The sequence below is a fragment of the Sphingopyxis fribergensis genome (assembly GCF_000803645.1).
Classification (GTDB): domain Bacteria; phylum Pseudomonadota; class Alphaproteobacteria; order Sphingomonadales; family Sphingomonadaceae; genus Sphingopyxis; species Sphingopyxis fribergensis.
In genome coordinates, this window is the sequence record NZ_CP009122.1 from 4,963,632 (window position 1) to 4,983,057 (window position 19,426).

General features: G+C 65.2%; 12 protein-coding genes. 7 read left to right on the forward strand and 5 right to left on the reverse strand.

Annotated features, from left to right (window positions below):
* Positions 1-4 precede the first annotated feature (4 nt).
* From SKP52_RS23285 to SKP52_RS23305, 5 genes are all read right to left on the reverse strand, one after another.
* The gene (locus SKP52_RS23285; RefSeq protein ID WP_039579104.1) at positions 5-2,416 is read right to left on the reverse strand and encodes a TonB-dependent receptor; all 2,412 of its coding nucleotides are present in this window, start codon (positions 2,414-2,416) and stop codon (positions 5-7) included.
* Positions 2,417-2,555: 139 nt separating this feature from the next.
* The gene (locus SKP52_RS23290) at positions 2,556-4,370 is read right to left on the reverse strand and encodes a tetratricopeptide repeat-containing sulfotransferase family protein (protein WP_039579107.1); all 1,815 of its coding nucleotides are present in this window, start codon (positions 4,368-4,370) and stop codon (positions 2,556-2,558) included.
* A gap of 10 nt (positions 4,371-4,380) precedes the next feature.
* Positions 4,381-5,988, reverse strand: coding sequence for a DsbA family protein (locus SKP52_RS23295; RefSeq protein WP_039579109.1), 1,608 nt, complete (start codon positions 5,986-5,988; stop codon positions 4,381-4,383).
* A 74-nt stretch (positions 5,989-6,062) separates the two neighbouring features.
* The gene (locus SKP52_RS23300; protein ID WP_052209035.1) at positions 6,063-7,457 is read right to left on the reverse strand and encodes a M48 family metalloprotease; all 1,395 of its coding nucleotides are present in this window, start codon (positions 7,455-7,457) and stop codon (positions 6,063-6,065) included.
* A 99-nt stretch (positions 7,458-7,556) separates the two neighbouring features.
* Positions 7,557-10,250 (reverse strand): Rne/Rng family ribonuclease, encoded by a 2,694-nt coding sequence (locus SKP52_RS23305; protein WP_187337272.1) that lies wholly within the window; start codon positions 10,248-10,250, stop codon positions 7,557-7,559.
* Positions 10,251-10,821: 571 nt separating this feature from the next.
* On the opposite strand from SKP52_RS23305, the gene SKP52_RS23310 reads away from it, so the two are divergent.
* The 7 genes from SKP52_RS23310 (at position 10,822) to SKP52_RS23340 (ending at position 19,425) form a co-directional block, all read left to right on the forward strand.
* Positions 10,822-11,841 (forward strand): N-acetylmuramoyl-L-alanine amidase family protein, encoded by a 1,020-nt coding sequence (locus tag SKP52_RS23310; RefSeq protein ID WP_039579111.1) that lies wholly within the window; start codon positions 10,822-10,824, stop codon positions 11,839-11,841.
* A gap of 70 nt (positions 11,842-11,911) precedes the next feature.
* Positions 11,912-13,165 carry a D-arabinono-1,4-lactone oxidase gene (locus SKP52_RS23315; RefSeq protein WP_039579113.1) on the forward strand — a complete coding sequence of 418 codons (1,254 nt, stop codon included), beginning with the start codon at positions 11,912-11,914 and terminating at the stop codon, positions 13,163-13,165.
* Positions 13,162-14,307, forward strand: a complete 1,146-nt coding sequence (locus tag SKP52_RS23320) for a DSD1 family PLP-dependent enzyme (RefSeq protein ID WP_039579115.1) — start codon at positions 13,162-13,164, stop codon at positions 14,305-14,307. The genes SKP52_RS23315 and SKP52_RS23320 overlap by 4 nt, the downstream gene beginning before the upstream one ends.
* Positions 14,304-14,927, forward strand: a complete 624-nt coding sequence (locus tag SKP52_RS23325) for a TetR/AcrR family transcriptional regulator (protein ID WP_039579120.1) — start codon at positions 14,304-14,306, stop codon at positions 14,925-14,927. Before SKP52_RS23320 ends, SKP52_RS23325 begins: the two co-directional genes overlap by 4 nt.
* Positions 14,928-14,989: 62 nt before the next feature.
* Positions 14,990-17,506: a penicillin-binding protein 1A gene (locus tag SKP52_RS23330; protein WP_039579122.1), complete on the forward strand. Its 2,517-nt coding sequence runs from the start codon at positions 14,990-14,992 to the stop codon at positions 17,504-17,506.
* Positions 17,507-17,578: 72 nt separating this feature from the next.
* Positions 17,579-18,706, forward strand: coding sequence for a peptide chain release factor 2 (gene prfB / locus SKP52_RS23335; protein WP_039579126.1), 1,128 nt, complete (start codon positions 17,579-17,581; stop codon positions 18,704-18,706).
* Positions 18,706-19,425, forward strand: coding sequence for a class I SAM-dependent methyltransferase (locus SKP52_RS23340; RefSeq protein WP_039579129.1), 720 nt, complete (start codon positions 18,706-18,708; stop codon positions 19,423-19,425). The genes prfB and SKP52_RS23340 overlap by 1 nt, the downstream gene beginning before the upstream one ends.
* Position 19,426: the final 1 nt, after the last annotated feature.

Below are 19,426 nucleotides of genomic sequence, written 5' to 3' on the forward strand. Positions count from 1 at the left end.
CCGGTCAGAAATCCTTGCTGACCTTGATCCCGATCAGGCGCGGGCGGATGACATTGTCATAGAAGACGCCGCCGCCCGGCGTGACGCCATCGGCGTCGCCGCAGACCGTCTCGCCGCACTGGACCGCGCTGTTGATCACGCCGCGGCTGTCGAACAGGTTGGTCGCGAACAATTCCGCATTCCATCCCTCGCCCTTCACCCCGATGCTGACATCGGCGGTCGTATAGGCTTTGAAATCGCCGACAATGTCATTTTCGAGGGTGCGGAGGTCCGAGCGCCTTTTGCCGATATGGTTGACCGCGAACTGGACATGCCCGTCCACACCGCCGATCGGGAATTCATAGCGCGCGACGGCATTGCCCTTGAACTTCGCGGTGACCGGCAGGCGCGAACCCGACGGGGCTAGCAGGCTGTTGTCCGTTGTCGTGCAATCAAAGGCGGCGTTGGCGATGGCGCAGAAATCGCGGCGGATCGTCGCATCATTGTAGCTACCCCCCATGCCGAGCGAGAAGCCGCCCGAACGATAGCTGACGTCGGCCTCGATGCCGCGGATGCGTGCGATGCCCGCGTTGCGCACTTCGCTAAGGCCATTGGCGCCGAGGAAGGACAGCTGGATGTTCTTCCAATCCTCCTGATAGACGGCGCCGTTGAAGCGGACCGGGCCAAAGCTGGTCTTCCACCCCAATTCATAATTGTCGAGCGTGTCGGAGCCATAGGGCGGCAGCGAGCCACGCCGGTTGATGCCCCCGGGACGGAAGCCGCGTGACCATGTCGCATACATCATCACATCGTCGGTGAACTTGTACGTCAAGTTGAGCTTGTGGATGAAGTCGGTTTTCTTCGTCCGTTTGTCGAGGTTGGTGCACGGCGATCCGTCGACGACCGCCGGCCCCTGGCACGCATAGACCGAATTGCTGCTGTAACCGGGGTTGTTATAGCCGAAGAAGCCTACGAGGCTGTTGTCGAACTTGTAGAGGCGGCCGCCGCCCGTCAGCGTCAGCTTGTCAGTGATGTCGAAGCTGAGCTCGCCGAACGCCGCATAGTCACGGTCGACGCGCAGCTGCTTGGTCAGCCAGATATTGTCGACGGTGCCCGGCACTTGCAGGTCGTCCGACAGGTTATCAATGATATAATGTTGTTCGATGTTGTGCGACTGGCGCTGGTAGAACAGCCCGCCGATGAAGCGGATGCGCGCGTCGGCGGGCGAGGCGACGCGGATTTCGCCGAAGTTGCGGCGATAGCGGTCGATGCCCTCGATATATTGGTTCGGGCTGATCTGGTCGCCGGCATTGTCGTAAAGATAGACGGCCGACCCAAAGAGCGCGTCATAGAAATAGGCATAGTCCGAATAATCGCTGTCGGTCAGCGTCTTGCGGCGCAAATGGCCGCCGGTGACGGTCAGATCCCAGTTGCCGATCTTGCCCTCGATCGTCAGCGCAGCCTGGATCCATTTGTCGTCGCTGCGTTCGGGGTTGTATTGCACCGTCTGCAGGCTGCGCGTCACCGCGGACGAGCGTTCTTGGGCAAAACTGCCATTCGCTTTCTGAATCTGTCCCATCAATGTCGGGCGGAGCGTCCAGTCGTCGTCGAGTTCGATGCCGAGTGCGAGGCGCGCGCCATAGGTGTCGACGCTGTTATAGTCCTTCTCGACGAAATCCGCATTGTTCTGCGTGATGTCGTCACCGGGCAGGTCGACGAGATCGTCACCGACATATTGCTTGATCGGGTAGGTTCGCGTTCCCGCGATATTGTCGATATAGCCCGCGTCGTGGCGGTACCAGCCGACGAGGCGCAGCGCCGCGCGGTCGCTGATCCGGGCATTGATAAAGCCTTCAGCGACGCCGCCGATGCCGCCGCGCGTCACGCTGTTGAGTTCGAGTCCCACCGAGCCATAGGTGCCGCTGGTATCGGGCTTGTTGGTGACGAGCTTGATCGTCCCGGCCATCGAGCTGGCGCCATAAAGCGTGCCCTGCGGTCCCGCGAGCGCCTCAACGCGCGCGAAGTCATAGGTATGGATGTCGAGCGCGCCCTGGATGGTCGTGATCGGCATTTCGTCGAGATAGGTGCCGACCGTCGGCAGCGAGGTCGAGTGGTTCGCGTTCTCGCCCGACGCGACGCCGCGGAAATAGACCTGGCTGAATCCCGGCGCGAGCGTCTGGATCGTCACCGACGGCAGGAATTTGACGACGTCCTGGAATTCCTTGACCTGCAGTTCCTGGAGCCGCTCGTTCCCAATCGCGGTGATCGCCAGCGGGACATCCTGCAAATTTTCTTCGCGCTTCGACGCGGTGACGACGATGTCGCGATCGTCGTCGCTATTGTTTTGCTGGGCCAGCGCGGTTCCCGACGTGCACAGGATCGTGCTGCCGAGCAGGAACGCACCGCTTTTGGTCAATACTGCCGATAGTTTCCGCATGGAGCCCCCCTCGATGACAGTGATATGACGCGAGCATGACGCGGCGCAGCGCAAGCGCAAGCATTGTTGTGCAGTGCAGCGGTTGTTGGTCGAAAATGTCGTCTGCTGTTGCCTAAAGGCAACGATTTGTCGCGCGAGACTATTCGAATTCGGCGGGAATGGCGGGATATGCGCCCAGCACCGGGCCGAGCGCCTTTTTCAGCGGATCTAGCCATATTTCATAGGGCTGCCATTGCCCGACGCCGTCGCGGTTGATCGGGCGACGGACCTGTTCGCTCGATGCTGTGCGGACCGCGCGCGCGTTGGCGTGAAAGGTCAAACACGCCTCCTCGAACGGCTGGTCCAGATAGGTGAGCATCGCGCGCACTTCGGCTTCGGGATCGTCGAGCAGCGCCTCGTGGATCACGCGGTGAACGCCTCCCGGCTGCACCGCGTCGACATGCGCCATCAGCCGCACATAATCGCAGTAATAGCCGCCGACGTCGGCAAGGCCGTAGCTGAACGCCTGTCCCTTCGCATAATGCTGGCGAAAGTTCGAAAAGCAGCAGTCGAGTGGGTGGCGCCGCGCGTCGATGATCCTGGCATTCGGTAGGATCAGGCGGATGAAGGCGGTGTAGAGCCAGTTGTTCGGTAGCTTGTCGATATAGAAGGGCTTGTCGGTCTTGCGCTGCACCGCAGTGCGCTGGAGAAACGCCGCGCCCAGTTCGGCGAGTTGCCCGTTCGGCGTCTCGGTCAGCGCCTCGATCCAGCGACGGCCATCGTCATATGTCTCGCGGCCAAGGCCGAGCGCGAGCGCGGGGATGTCGGGCAGTTCCATCGTGCCCTCGATCGCCGAATGGCAGCTGAGAATCTGTTCGATCAGCGTCGATCCCGCGCGCGGCATGCCGAGGATGAAGATCGGATCGGGAGTGGGGTCGCCAGCGCCCGCGCGCGCGGCGAAGAATTCGGGGGTGCAGGCGGCGATGATCGCGTCGACCGCGGCGCTCGTCTCGGCGGCGCGATAGCCGAGCTGCGCGGACCGGATCGCGTTGCCGGCAGCATAGTGGCGAAATGCCGACTCATGTTCGGCGACGTCGTCATAGGCTTTGCCGAGCGCGAAATGCAGGTGCAGTCGGTCGTCGGCGCGCGCCTCGGCATCGGGTTCGGCCGCAACCAGCGCCGCCTCCATCGCCGCGCGGTCGTTCGCATCGAAACGGATCGTCTTGAGATTGGCGAGACTCCACCAGATTTCGCCAAGCCCCGGATCGGCGGCAAGCGCGCGACGATAGGCGGCGACACTGTCGTCCTGCCGCCCGACGGTCTTGAGCATATGGCCATGGCTCATCCACAGCTTGGCATGATCGGGGAAGCGGCGCGTCAGTTCTTCGTAAAGCGCGAGCGCCTCGTCATAACCGCCGATGCGGCCAAGCGCGGCGGCGCGTAAATTCGCGTGCGCCGGATTGTCGGGATCGCCATTGAGCACCGCATCGAGCGTCTCGGCGGCTTCGGCGAAGCGGTTCTGCTTGTAATAGACGGTGGCAAGATTGGCACGCGCCGCGCCGAACCCCGGCGCGAGTTGCAATGCGCGCGACAGTAGTTTTTCGGCATCCTCATATCGCCCGATGCGCCCCGCGACCTCGGCGAGCATGCGGATTGCGGCGACGTCGGTCGCATCTTCGCGTAGCCGCTGGCGTAGCGCGCCCTCGGCGTCGGGCAGCCGGTCTTCGGCGAGCGCGAGCGCGGCGTCGACCATCGCCGCGTCATGGATCGTTGCGCCCACCGCGGCGAGCGACGCCGCTTGTGCTTCCTCCTCGCGGTTCAGCGCGCGGAGGGCGTGCGCGGCGAGGCGGTGCGCCGCGGCTGATGTCGGCACCTCGTCGATGATTGCCTGTGCCTGCGCGAGCGCGGCGCCGGGTTGTCCGCTCAGAAGCTGCCGGGCGTTGGCCAGCGCCTGATCGAGCGTGACGGTCGCCAAACTCCCGGCCTCAGCTTTTCGCCGCGCGGGCCTTGGCGACGGCCTGCTTCAACCCGTCATAGCCGATCTGCCCCTGGAACAGCTGATCGCCGACGATCCAGGTCGGGGTGGCATTGAGCTGCAGCTGGGTCGCGATCGCGAGGTTGCTGTCGAGCTCGCGCTGGAACAGCGCCTCGTTCGCGGTCGCATCGGCGGTGCCGTCGGTGACGACGCCGACCTTGGCGGCGGCGGCGGCGATCGCCGCCTTGTCGAGCGACCCGCTCGCGAACATCGCGTGATGGAAGGCATCATATTTGCCCTGCCGCGCCGCGGCGAGCGCCATGATCGCGGCATCGCGGCTCTGCGGCGCGATGATCGGCAGCTCGCGGAACACGACTTTCAGCCTTTTGTCCTCGCGGATCAGCCGGTCGACGTCGGGTACGCTCGCGCGGCAGAAGCCGCAGGCATAGTCGGTGAACACCACCAAAGTGACATCGCCGTCGGCATTGCCCGCCCACGCACCGGCATAGGGTTTTTCGAGCGCGGGGCGGATCGCGTCGATCGCCTTGGCAATTTCGCCGTTACGCTGCGCTTCGAGCGCCTCGGGAATAATCTGGGGGTTCGCCTTGATATAATCGGCGACGATCGTCTCGACCTCGCTCTTGCTCATTCCGCCGCCAAAGCGGCCGCCGAGCCAGAAGGCGACTGCAAGCAGGAGAATCCCGCCCGCAGCCAAGGCCCATGGGCGCCTCAAAACGCCATCCATTTCCGTCCCCCTCATGTGCGGCAGCCGCTGCGCAGGCATCGCTTTGGCGCTCGTCGCCTTCTTCGCTGTCGGCGAGACCGGCGAACGGTCGTCGCCTTCCATCGCGCTTGCCGCGCCGGTCGGCGTGGGCTTCGCGACTGCCGGAATCGCAGAGTCTCCCGCAAACAGCGGCAGATCGGGCGCGGCGGGCGCGCTCGCCAGCGCGGCGGCGGCCTCCTCGCGCGCGAGCAATTGTTCGAGGCCCGAAGGAGGCGGCGCCGGTTCCTCGCGCGGTGCGGGGCGCAGCTTGCTTGCAGCGTCGCCGATGCCGTCACGAAGGCTTTCGCCGCTCGCCTTGGCAATGTCGACGACGCCCGCCTTGGTCTTGCCCGCGACCTCGCCGAGCCCGCGCCCGGCTTCGCTCGACAGTCTGGCGACCTTGTCGCCGAGCGCCATTTTCTCCCACGCCTCGCCGCTCGCCTTCGCGGCGGCGCGGCCGGCTTGCGCCGACCCCCGTCCCGCCGCGCGTGCGGCGCGCGCCGTGACCGCACCGGTCTTCGCGGCCAATTCGCGCGAGCGGCGCGGGATTTCCATCGCCTCGACGCGCGCAGGGATGTCGGCGCGCTCGCCGACGCGGATTGTCCAGTCGGCAAAGGCCTCGGCGCCGTCTCGAATCCGGTCCCACAGATTTGCGGCGCCGGCCTTGATCGCTTCGGGTTTTACCAGCGGATCGCGCGGCTTTTCGAGGGCGCTGTAACGCGCGAGGTCGATGCCGACCGGCGGCTCGTCCTTTGGCTTGGCCAATCCTTCGTCATGTGCCGGCGCGCCGCCCGTCGGCGTCGGCGCGGGGTCGCGTAGCCACGGCTGGTAATAATCGTCTTTCTTGTCGGTCACTTATCGCCCTCGAGCATCACGGAAATGCGATGCGTCGCCCCCGTTTTCATCCGAACTAAAGCCTTCACCCGAAACTAACGCCGTTTGCGCTCGCGTTCCACCTCGGCGCGAGCCACCAGCGAAATATCCTGTGCACGGATCCAGTCGGGCGAGCCCTGGGGCAAGCCCTGCATCGCCATATCGGCATTACGCAGCGCGAGCCCCGGCTGTCCACCCTCCAACTGATAACGTTCGGCCGAGGCGAGCGCGGCGCGCGCCTGATCGCCCTTGTTCGCATAGACGATACCGAGTTGATACCAAGCGAACGGATTCTGATTGTCGAGCGCGACCGCGGTCTTCAGCACCTCTTCGGCTTCGGCATAGTTCGCCGGGTCTTCGGTCGCGATCAGCGCATGGCCCAGCGTCGCGCTGATCAGCGGCTGCGCGCGCGAGTTGGTCACCGCCTTGCGCAGCGCCGGGATCGCTTCCTTCGGCCGTCCCGATTCGAGTAGCACCTGGCCTTCGAGCTCGAGGAAATAGGGATCGCTCGGGTTGGTCGCGAGCAGGCCCTCGACCTCGGTCAGGGCCTTTTGCGGATAGGCGCTCTTGTGCCAGGCATAGGCGCGGGCATAGCGCGCCGGAATGGTCGTGTTGCTTTCGGGGAATTTGCGCAGCGTGCGCTCGGGCTCGGCCATATAGCCCGACAGCTTCGCCTTGATCCGCTGGAAGCGCGCCTCGATCTTCGGATCGGCGGGCTTTTCCCACGCCGGATCGATGACATAGACTTCGCGCAGCGTCTGGATGCGATCGCCCGACATCGGGTGCGTCCGGCCATAAGCCTGATCGTCGTCCTGCTTCACGCCGTAGCGGAACTCCAGATTCTGCAATTTCTTGAAAAAGGCGAGGCTGCCGCGACCGCTGATCCCGGCCTTCGACAGATATTGCGCACCCGCGGCGTCGGCGGTCGATTCCTGGACGCGGCTGAACGCGAGGAATTTGCCGAGCGCGGCCTGTTGGCCCGCCATCATGATGCCCATTCCGGCTTCGCCGCCGCCCGCCGCGATCGCCGCGGCGCCTAGCAGCAGGCTGAGCAGTGATATGCCGGTCGCGGTCTTGGCGCCTTCGTTGACGCGGATTGCGTGCCCACCCATCACATGGCCGAGTTCGTGCGCCAGCACGCCCTGAACCTCTTCGGCGCTGTCGGCGGCCTCGATCAGCCCGCTGAAGACATAGATGTCCTGGCTGCCCGCGACAAAGGCGTTGATGCTGCGGTCGCCGAGCAAATGGACGCGCACCTGTCCGGGCTTCAGCCCCGCGGCAACGAGCAGCGGGTCCATCATGTCCTGGAACAGCGCTTCGGTTTCGGCGTCGCGCAGGATCGACTGCGCCATCGAGGGGCGCACCGCGATGGCGAACATCGCAAGCAATGTCAGTGTGATACGGAAAAGCGAGCGCCAGGCGCCCGCCCCATAGGCAATTGACGGGGTCATTGCCGGGCTTCTTGCCCCGCGCGCCTGAACCTCGACTGAAGCCGGTGTGGCTTCGCCAGGATTCGGGCGCGCGGGGGCAAGCATCAGGTCAATTGCCGATCAATTGCCGAACGTGCGCTGCCACCAGCCGCGGCGCGGTTCGCCATCGGGGCCCTCGCCGTCCTCGTCGCCATTGGCGGCAACGGGTTCGGCTTCACGCGTGGCTTCGGGCGCGGCTTCAGCGGCGACCGCCTTCTTGGCGCGGCTCGCGCGCTTTTTGGGCGCGGGCTTTGCAGGTTCGGCTTCCGGTTCGGGAGCGGCTTCGACAGCGGGCGCTGCCTCGACGGCGCCCACCAGTGTTTCGCCAGCTTCTGCGGCCTCGGCTTCGGCCGCCGCAGCGGCCTTGGTCTTGCGCGGCGCGCGCTTGCGCTTCGGCTTTTCCTCGGCGGCCGGCGCTTCTTCGGCGACCGGTTCGGCGGCTTCGACCACCTCTACCGGCGCCGCTTCGCCTTCGACAGCAGCCTCGTCGGCGCCATCGACCGCATCGGCCTTCTTGCGGCCGCGTCCACCACGGCGGCGGCGCGGCTTGGCTTCGGCGTCCTCGGCGTCCGCCTCGGGAGCAGCGTCGGCGGCTTCGACCGGTGCAGCTTCGCCGTCTTCGGCATCAGGGGTGTCGCCACCGCGATCCTCGCCGCCTTCGCTGGCTTCGCCGATTTCATTGCCTTCCTCGTCGCGGCGGCCGCGACGGCCACGGCGACGGCGACGGCGGCGCTTGCGGCCCTCGCCGTCGCCTTCGCCGTCCTCGCGCTCGCCTTCTTCGCGATCGCGCGAACGCGCAGGCCGTTCTTCGGCGGCCTCTTCTTCGGCTTCTTCTTCCTCGTCCTCGGGATAATCGTCGTCATCATCCTCGATCGGCGCGATCGGGGCGAAGCTGCGGCGTGCGATCGGCGGCGGGCCGCTGACCTCGACCGCCATGCGTGCGCCCTCGGTTTCGCCATCGGGCAGGATTTCGACCGTGACGCCGTAAAGCTCCTCGATCTCGCGCAGTTCGCGGCGCTTTTCGTTGAGGAGGTAGAAGGTCGCTTCCTGGCTCGCGCGTAGGGTGATCTTGTTGCCCTTGCCGCGTGCGGCTTCCTCTTCGATGAGGCGCAGCGCGCTGAGACCCGCCGACGAAGCGGTGCGGACGAGGCCGGTGCCTTCGCAATGCGGGCACGGGCGCGTCGATGCCTCGAGCACGCCGGTGCGCAGCCGCTGGCGGCTCATCTCCATCAGGCCAAAGCCCGAGATGCGGCCGACCTGGATGCGCGCGCGGTCGTTCTTCAGCGCATCCTTCATCGCGCGTTCGACCTTGCGGACGTTCGAGCCATGATCCATGTCGATGAAGTCGATCACGACCAGCCCGGCCATGTCGCGCAGGCGCAGCTGGCGGGCGATTTCGGCCGCGGCCTCGAGGTTGGTGCTGACCGCGGTCTGCTCGATATTATGCTCGCGCGTTGACCGGCCCGAGTTGATATCGATCGACACCAAAGCCTCGGTCGGGTTGATCACCAGATAGCCACCCGATTTCAGCTGGACGACGGGATTGAGCATCCCGGCGAGTTGATCCTCGACACCGTAGCGTTGATAGAGCGACACGGGATCGGCATATTGTTTCACGCGCCGCGCATGGCTCGGCATCAGCAGCTTCATGAACTGCTTGGCGGCCTTGTAGCCCTCGTCGCCCTCGACGAGCACTTCCTCGATATCCTTGTGATAGATATCGCGAATCGCGCGCTTCACCAGGTCGCTGTCCGAATGGACCAGCGCCGGCGCGCTCGATTCGAGCGTCTTTTGGCGAATTTCGTCCCACAGGCGGGCGAGATAATCGAAGTCGCGCTTGATCTCGACCTTGGTGCGCGCCATCCCCGCGGTGCGGACGATACAGCCCATCGTCGGCGGCAGCGCGAGTTCGTCGATCATCGCCTTCAGCTTGCGACGATCGGCGCCGTTCGAAATCTTGCGGCTGATCCCGCCACCATGCATCGTGTTCGGCATCAGCACGCAATAACGGCCGGCGAGCGACAGATAGGTGGTGAGCGCGGCGCCCTTGTTGCCGCGTTCTTCCTTGACGACCTGCACCAGCATCACCTGGCGGCGACGGATGACGTCCTGGATCTTGTAACGGCGGCGCAGCGACATGCGGTTTTCACCGTCTTCGTCGTCATTGCGGCGACTGCGTCCGCGGCCACCCTTGCGGTTGTTATTGCCACGCCCGCGGCCACGCCCACGGCGGTCGCCGCGGCCATCCCCGTTTCCTTCGCGGCCTTCTTCCGAGCCTTCGGCGCCCTCTTCGCCTTCGCCATTCTCGGTGTCGCCATTGTCGTCGCGATCATCATGGTCGTCGTGCCCATCGTCATGATCGTCCCGGTCGTCGTCGCGATCGGCCCGGCTGTCGCCATTTTCGTCTTCGTCATGATATTCGACGTCGGCGACATCGCCTTCGAGCTCGTCGAGGTCTTCCTCGGCGCGCTGCGCGGCGGCGGCGGCATGCTCGGCCTCTTCGCGCAGCAGCGCGTCGCGGTCTTCCTTTGGAATCTGGTAATAGTCGGGGTGGATTTCGCTGAAGGCGAGGAAGCCGTGGCGATTGCCGCCATATTCGATGAACGCCGCTTGCAGCGACGGTTCGACACGGGTTACCTTGGCCAGATAGATATTGCCCTTGAGCTGCTTGTGCTCGGCGGACTCGAAATCAAACTCCTCGATGCGGTTTCCCTTGGTGACGGCGACCCGGGTTTCTTCCCGGTGCCGCGCGTCGATCAACATGCGCGTGGTCATTAGATACACTCCAAGCGCGCGTCAGCGCGCCATCAAAAAATCCCGCGACCCTCCCCGAGGGAAAGCCACGGCGGATACGGGTGAAAAGAAAAAAGACGTTATTGCCGAAAGGAGCCTGCGTCCGGTCCTGGACGCGCACGCGGTCTTCACATCTGGCGACGGCCGGGGCGAAAGCGCCCGCGTCGGGATATGAAGAGGGCATGGCAAGCCTCATGCGGCATCAACCTGTTACGGGATGAGCGGGCGGGCAGGGCGGGCGCGAAAGCGAACGCCCCGACTGTCCGGTCAACCGGGTGGACTGGCGGCAGGTCGCCCTTCCCCGTAAGTCCGGCGCCAAGGCGGCCATGATCCGCATATTCGCGGAACAGGCCTTCCCCTCAAAAGGCCGGACGGCACCGGGAACGACACCGTCAGTGAGGGCGTGCTAGCATCGGACCGGGCCGACGGCAACCACAACCACAGGGCAAAGATGGGATGGCGCCGACCTGTTGCAAATATGCAAATTGTTCCAAATATGGTTATTCAGTGGTTAACCGGCCTTTTACGTGGGCCGGCTATGGGTTGTTTGACCATGTTCTGCGGCTGGGGGCGTCATGTTTCGAATAAGCGATGGACCATTGCTCGCCCCGGGCGGCATAGCCGCGCGATGAGCCTGCTGCTCGCCCTGCTTGGCATGATTGCGGCCCCGGCGTCGACGCTGGGTGGACAGGCGGGCGCGACGCCCATTCGCCCATCGGCGGGCACAATCGAGCGGGCCTCGCGCGGTCCGCGCCCGCAATTGACATCAGCGGCGGAATTTCGCGCGAAACGGCCCGGAAAACGCTACAGCGTGACCGTCCCGATCGGCAAAGCCAAACCCGCCGTCGCGTTGCCGCGGATCGAAGGCCCCGACAACGACCGCCTCCCGCTCGTCGTGATCGACGCCGGGCATGGCGGGCACGATCCCGGCGCGATCAGCCCGCACAGCGGCAAGCGCGAAAAGGATATCACCCTGGCGCTCGCCCGCGCGATACGCGCCGACCTGCTCGCGTCGGGCCGCGTCCGTGTCGCGCTTACGCGCTCCGACGACCGCTTCCTAGTGCTCGAGGAGCGCTATGGTATCGCACGGCGATTGAAGGCCGACCTGTTCATCTCGGTCCATGCCGATGCGGCCGAAAATCAGCAGGCCAGCGGCGCGTCGATCTACACGCTGTCCGAGGTCGCCTCCGATCGTGAAGCGGCGCGGCTCGCCGCGCGTGAGAATAAGGCGAACGTCATCAACGGTGTCGATCTCGGCGCGCACAGCAGCGACGTGTCGGCGATCCTGCTCGACCTGACCCAGCGCGAAACGATGAATGTCGCGTCCGATTTCGCTCGGCTGCTCCAGCGCGAGGCGTCGGACGACGTCAAATTCCGCACGACCGCGCACCGCTTCGCCTCCTTCATCGTGCTGAAGGCGCCCGACACGCCATCGGTCCTGTTCGAAACGGGCTTCATCTCGAACAAGGAGGACAGCGAATTTCTGGGCTCGTCTGCGGGCCAGAAAAAGGTCGCGCGCGGGGTGCGCGACGCGGTGCAGATCCATTTCGCGCGGCGGATCGCCGCGAGCTGAGGTCATAATATAGTCTTGACTAACTTTTATCCTGCGGACAGCTTCGGCACGCGGCGAGCGGGAGAAGGTGATGAGCTGGAGCAACTGGTCGGGTAGCGTCACCGCGGCCGCGTCGATCGCCCGTCCGCAAAGCGAGGATGAGCTGGCGATGCTCGTTCGCAGCGCGCGAAAATTGCGCGCAACCGGCGCCGGACACAGCTTCATGCCGCTCTGCGAATCGGACGAAATGATCGTCAGCCTCGACGATATGGGGGGCGAAATCCGCGTGTCCCCCGATCGAACCACCGCACATATCCCCGCCGGCTGGAGTATCCGCCGGCTGACCGCGGCCTTGTGGGGGGAGGGGCTGGCGCTCGCCAACCAGGGCGACGTCAATCCGCAGTCGCTCGCCGGCGCGATGGCGACGGGTACGCATGGCACCGGCGTCGATCTGGGGTCGCTCGCGACCTTCGCGCGCGGCTTTCGCCTCGTCGGCGCCGATGGCGAGGTGCGTTGGTGCGATGCCGACACCCATGCGGACCTTTATCAAGCGCAGCGCCTGTCGCTCGGACTGTTCGGCATCGCGACCGAAATCGAGGTCGCGGTCATCCCAGGCTTTCACCTGTCCGAACGGATCGAAAAGCGCCGCTGGGCCGAAATCCGCGAAAGCTATGACGAGCTTGCGCAGCAACATCGCCATATCGAATTCTGGTTTTTTCCGCATAGCGATCATGTGATCCTGAAAACGCTTGACCCGTGCGATCCGTGTGATCCGCCGCCGAGCACGACCGATATGGAGGAGGCGACCTTTCGCCGCATTCTCGACATGTCGGCGCGTCTGCCGTTCCTCACCCCCTGTCTGCAACGCCTGATGATGAAGAGCGGCATTTCGGGCCGTCGCCGTGGCCCCGCGCACAGCGTCTTTCCGTCGGACCGAACGCTCCGCTTCGAGGAAATGGAATATGAAATGCCGCGCGCTGCCGGGCTCGAAACGCTGGATGAGGTCGTCGGCTGGATCCGCAAGAAGCGGCTGCCCGTCACTTTCCCTTTCGAATATCGCACCGTCGCCGCCGACGATATCTGGATGAGCCCGATGAATGCCGGACCCGTCGCCGCGATCTCGATGCACCAATATGCGAAGATGCCCTGGCGCGCGCTCTTCGCCGATGCCGAGGCGATATTTCGCGCCCATGGCGGACGGCCGCACTGGGCGAAACGTCACACACTCACCCGCGCCGATGTCGATGTGCTCTATCCGTTGGCGGGCCGCTATCGCGCCGTCCGCGCCGCTGCCGATCCGACCGGCAAATTCCTCAATCCGCATCTGGAGACCTTGTTCGCATGACGACCGACCGTGAATTGCACGACCATCTGATCGGCCGGCAGGGTTCGCGCGCCGACCTCAACACGCCCGTGCTTGTCCTCGACGTCGACGCGCTCGACCGCAATATTTCGGCGATGGCGGTGCTCGCGGCCAACCACGGCGTGGCGCTGCGCCCGCATGCCAAGACGCACAAGAGCGTCGATATCGCGCTTCGCCAGAAAGCGGCAGGGGCGGTGGGCGTTTGCTGCGCCAAGATCGGCGAGGCCGAAGTGCTCGCCGAAGGCGGCGTGACCGGCATCCTCATCACCTCGCCCGTCGCGGCGCCTGCGGCGATCGATCGCCTTGCGGCGCTTGCAGGAACCGCCGACGGGCTGATGGCGGTCGTCGATCATCCGGGCGTTGCGGAGCGCATCAATGCGGCGCTCGCGGCGACCGAAAGGAAGCTCGATGTCATCATCGACATCGATCCGGGCATCGCGCGCACCGGCGTCGCGTCCGCCGAAGCTGCGGTTGCGCTCGCGAAAGCCATTTCGGCGTCGCCGAACCTTCAATATCGCGGGGTGCAATATTACTGCGGGTCGCAGCAGCATATCGAGAATTACGCCGAACGACGTTCCGCGATCATCGAGCGCACCGCCTATCTGCAACGGGTCATCGCCGCACTCGACGAAGCGGGTTTCGCGCCCGCCATCGTCACCGGATCGGGCACCGGCACGCACCGCATCGACCTTGAGCTTGGCGTCTTCAACGAGCTGCAGGCGGGCAGCTATGTCTTCATGGACAAGCAATATCTCGACTGCGACATCGCCGACGGCAGCGAGCCGCCGTTCGAGGTCTCGCTGGCCGTCGATTCGCGCGTCGTCAGCGCTAACCACAGCGGGCTCGTCACGATCGACGCAGGCTACAAATCGCTGTCGACCGACGGCGGCGTCGCGGTGGTCCAGCGCGGCGCGCCCGAAACCGCGTTCTTCGCTTTCATGGGCGATGAGCATGCCGCGCTGATCGCACCCGAAATCGGCACGCAACTCCAGCCCGGCGATCCGGTCAGCCTGACGGTGCCGCATTGCGACCCGACGGTGAACCTCTATGACCATTATCATGTCGTCACGGGCGATACGCTGGTCGACATCTGGCCGGTCAGCGCGCGCGGCCGGGCGCGATGATCGCCGCCGCCCGCCTTCCCCCCAAGCAGGACCGCGCCCGCCTGACCCGCGACCGCCTGCTCGACGTAGCGGGCGAATTGCTTGCCGAGGCCGGGATCGAGCGCATTTCGACCAATATGATCGCCGCGCGCGCCGGGCTTACCCCGCCGGCGCTCTATCGCTATTTCGGCGACAAATATGCGCTGCTCGAGGCGCTGGGGCGGCGGCTGATGGAGCGTCAGAACGCCGTGCTCGAACGCTGGATTGCGCGCCGTGCGCCGGGCGGGATTACGGGCATGGCCGATCATATCGACGATCTCCTGACCGAAAATGCCGCGGTGACGCGCGCCGAACCGGGGGCGGTTTGGATCTTGCGCGCGCTGCATGCGTCGCCGCAGCTGGTGCACATCCGGCTCGAATCGCATCGCCACGTGACCGACCGGCTCACCGATGCCTGCGCCCCCCACCTTCCCGGTACCGACCGAAAAATGCTCTGGTCGCGGCTCCGGCTCGCGGTCGAACTCGGCTTTGCCGCCGACGAAATGCTGTATGAAGAAGACCGTGTTTCGGCAGGCGCCGTTCTTGCCGAAGTCGCCGCGATGCTGCGCTCGGCGCTGCTCGACCTGACCGAAACCGCCTAGTCGCGCACCTCGCCGCAAGCACGCTTCCCTTTCGGCGACACAGGCTTTAGAGGCGGGGACATATGGCCGCTGACAGTCCGCCCAATTTCCGCTTGCGCCTGCGCCGCGACAGCAATGCCGTCATCGCATGGCTCCGTGAGATGTGGACACGGCGCTGGTTCCGCTGGCTCGGTTATCTCGCGCTGGCGGGCGTTCTCTTTCTTGCACTGATCTGGGTCGTTTTCGCGCGCGACCTGCCATCGGTCGACCAGCTGCGCGACTATGAACCGCCGCTGCCGACGATGGTCCGCGACGGCGAGGGCAAGCCGGTGCACAGCTATGCCCGCGAACGCCGCGTCCAGCTCGAATATAGCGAATATCCGCAGCTTCTGGTGCGCTCCTTTCTCGCGGCGGAAGACAAGACCTTTTTCAGTCACGGCGGGATCGACTATCCGGGCATTGCCTCGGCGATCATCACCAACCTGACGAACAGCGGCCGCCCCATCGGCGCCTCGACGATCACCCAGCAGGTCGCGAAGAACCTGCTGCTGACGAACGAGCTCAGCTATCGCCGCAAGGTGCGCGAGGCGATCCTCGCGATGCGCATAGAGGATGCGCTGACCAAGGAACAGATTCTCGAGCTGTATCTGAACGAAATTCCCCTCGGCCGCCGCGCTTTCGGCGTGCAGGCGGCGAGCCGCGCTTATTTCGACAAGGACGTCGATCAGCTCCAGCTGCACGAAATGGCCTTCCTCGCGATCCTGCCCAAGGCGCCCGAAAAATACGGCCGCGCGCGTTTCGAGCGCGAGGCGATCGCGCGGCGCAACTTCGTGCTCGGGTCGATGCAGGACAATGGCTGGATCAGCACCGCGCAGCGTGATGCCGCACGCGCGATGCCGCTCGGCCTGACCAACAGCGGCAACCGCGCAATCGCGCAGGTCGGCGGCTATTATATGGAAGAGGTGCGGCGCCAGCTGATCGCGCAGTTCGGCGAAACCGCCGACAAGGGGCCGCACAGCGTTTACGCCGGCGGCCTCTGGGTGCGCACGCCTTACGATGGCAAGATGCAGGCGGGCGCAACGATGGCGCTCCGCAAGGGGCTGCAACGTTACGATGCGGGCAAGGGCTGGTCGGGACCGATCGCGACGATCGAGGCCGACGACCAGTGGCAGAGCCGCCTCGCATCGAGCTTCATCGGCATCGATTACGACAATTGGCGCGTCGCCGCCGTGCTGTCGAAATCGGCCAGCGCGGCCCAAATCGGCTTCTCTAATGGCGACACGGGAACGCTGCCCGCCAGCGCCGCGACGATGGGCTATCGCAAGACCGGCGGCAGCGCCTTTTCGGCGATGCGTCCGGGCGACCTGATCGCTGTCAAATCGAACGGCGGCAACAGCTATGCGCTCCGCAACATCCCCGAAGTATCGGGCGGCATGGTCGTCGAAAGCCCGCATTCGGGACGGATCTACGCGATGCAGGGCGGCTTCGACGTCCGCCTGTCGCCCTTCAACCGCGCGACGCAGGCCGAACGCCAGCCGGGCTCGACGATCAAGCCCTTCGTCTATGCCGCGGCGCTCGACAATGGCATGACTCCCGCGACGATGATCGTCGACGGGCCCTTCTGCGTCTATCAGGGCGCGAGCCTCGGCAACAAATGCTTCCGCAATTTCGGCGGCGCGGGCGGGTCGGGCGAGCATACGATGCGTTGGGGGCTCGAACAGTCGCGCAACCTGATGACGGTGCGCACCGCGAGTCAGGTCGGCATGGAACCGATCGTCGAGATGATCGCCACGATGGGCATCGGCAAGCACGAACCCTATCTGTCGACCGCGCTCGGCGCCGGGTCGACGACGGTTGAAAGGATGACCAATGCCTTTGCCATGCTTGCCAATCACGGCCGCGCGCTCAAGCCGCGCGTGATCGATTATGCGCAGGACCGCCGCGGCAAGGTGATCTTTCCCGCGAACTGGAAACCTTGCGAAGGCTGCAACAGAAAGGATTGGGACGGCCGGCCGATGCCGCGCTTTGCCAAGTCGGGCAAGCAGCTGATGGACCCGATCACCGCCTATCAGGTCGTCCATATGCTCGAAGGCGTCGTCCAGCGCGGCACCGCGGTGCGGCTGCGCGACCTCAATGTGCCGCTGTTCGGCAAGACGGGCACGACCTCGGGCCCGAATGATGTGTGGTTCGTCGGCGGCACGCCCGACGTGATCGCGGGCATGTATATCGGTTTCGACCAGCCGCGCAGCATGGGCGGCTATGCACAGGGCGGCAGCTATGCCGCACCGATCTTCAAGGATTTCGCGCTCGCCGCGCTCGCCGATCGCCAGCCGATTCCCTTCGCGGCGCCGAAGGGCGTGCGCATGGTGCGTATCGATCGCCAGTCGGGGCGCCGCGTCTATGGAAGCTGGCCGGGCACCGACCCGAAGGCGTCGATCATATGGGAGGCCTTCAAGCCCGAAAGCGAACCGCGCCGGACTATCCGCGAGGAAGAAATCAAGCCGGCCAAAGCGCCGCGACGGCAGGATGCACCTGTCGAACAAGGGTCGGGACGACGCACCGACAGCGACTTCCTCGACGACCGCGGCGGCATCATCTGACGCCGCTCACCGTCTTCCCCTGCGGCTCATGAGGCCGTAAGGGCGGGACCAACATATTTCAGGAGCAAGGACATGCGCGCCGAAGCGCAGGATCATATCGACAAGATTGGCGCCGCGCTGGCGCTGCTGCGGCGTTTCCTCGACTGGGACCGCGCGGTGCGCCGGCTCGACGAACTCAATGCAAAGGTCGAGGACCCGACGCTGTGGAACGACGCCAAGGCGGCGCAAGAGGTCATGCGCGAACGCCGCCGGCTCGACGAGGCGATCAGCGCGACGCGCGCGATCGAAAGCGAATGCGCCGATACCGCCGAGCTGATCGAGCTCGCCGAAATGGAAGGCGATGAGGCGATGGTCGATGAGGCGGTGGCGTCGCTCGCCACGCTCGCCGCGCGCGCCGAAGAAGACAAGATCAAGGCGCTGCTCGCGGGCGAGGCCGACGCGAACGACTGCTACATCGAAGTCCATGCCGGCGCCGGCGGCACTGAAAGCCAGGACTGGGCCGAAATGCTTCAGCGCATGTATATGCGCTGGGCCGAAAAGCGCGGGATGAAGGTCGAACTCGTCGAATATCAGGCGGGCGAACAGGCGGGCATCAAATCGGCGACGATGCTGGTGAAGGGCGAAAATGCCTATGGCTATGCCAAGACCGAAAGCGGCGTTCACCGCCTCGTCCGCATTTCGCCCTACGACAGCTCGGCGCGGCGCCACACCAGCTTCTCGTCGGTCTGGGTCTATCCGGTGATCGACGACAATATCGAGATCGAGATCAACGAAGGCGACCTCAAGATCGATACCTACCGCGCCTCGGGCGCGGGCGGCCAGCACGTCAACACGACCGATTCGGCGGTGCGTATCACGCACATCCCGACCGGGATCGTCGTCGCCAGCCAGAACGACCGGTCGCAGCACAAGAACCGCGCGACCGCGATGGGGATGCTGAAAGCGCGGATGTACGAGGCCGAACTGCAAAAGCGGGAAGCCGCGGCGTCGGGCGAATATCAGGCAAAGACCGAGATCGGCTGGGGCCACCAGATCCGGTCGTACGTCCTCCAGCCCTATCAGCTGGTGAAGGATCTGCGCACTGGCGTGACCTCGACCGCACCGTCCGACGTGCTCGACGGCGCGCTCGACCCGTTCATGGCGGCGGCGCTGTCGCAGAAGGTAACGGGCGAAAAGGTCGAAGTGGAAGATATCGACTGATGAAGCGCGCCGCCATCGTCCTGCTGGCGCTCCTGCCGCTGCTCGGCGGCTGCGACGCGCCATGGGACGATGGTAGCGACCGCGCCGAAACCGCGCGCGACTTTCCGCCCGCCGACCGGCCGGTGGCGCCGACCGTTTCGACCAAATGGTCGACCGAGGAAGCGCGCGACCGCGTTAACGAGGCCGAGGACGTCATGGACTCCGCCGACGTCCGTCCCGGCATGACCGTTGCCGACATCGGTGCGGGCGACGGCTATTACACCGTGCGCCTGGCGCAGCGCGTCGGCGCGGGCGGCCGCGTCCTCGCGCAGGATATCATGCCCGAGGTGATCGAGCGGCTCGCCGATCGCGTCGCGCGCGAACGGCTCGACAATGTTTCGCTGAAACTCGGCGCGGTCGACGATCCGCGCCTGCCCGCGGCAAGCTTCGATCGCGTCTTCATGGTGCATATGTATCACGAGATCGGCGAGCCTTACGCCTTTCTGTGGCGGCTGCGGCCGGCGCTCCGCAAGGGCGGGCAAGTGCTCGTCGTCGACGGCGATCGCCCGATCGCACAGCATGGCACGCCCTTCCGTCTGCTCGTCTGCGAGTTCGAGGCGGTGGGCTACAAGTTGGTGTCTTACGACGACAAGCAGCACGCCGGCGGCTATCTCGCGCGCTTCGTGCCCGAGGGCAAGCGCCCCGAACCCGATGCGATCAAGGTCTGCGATAATCCTTAGG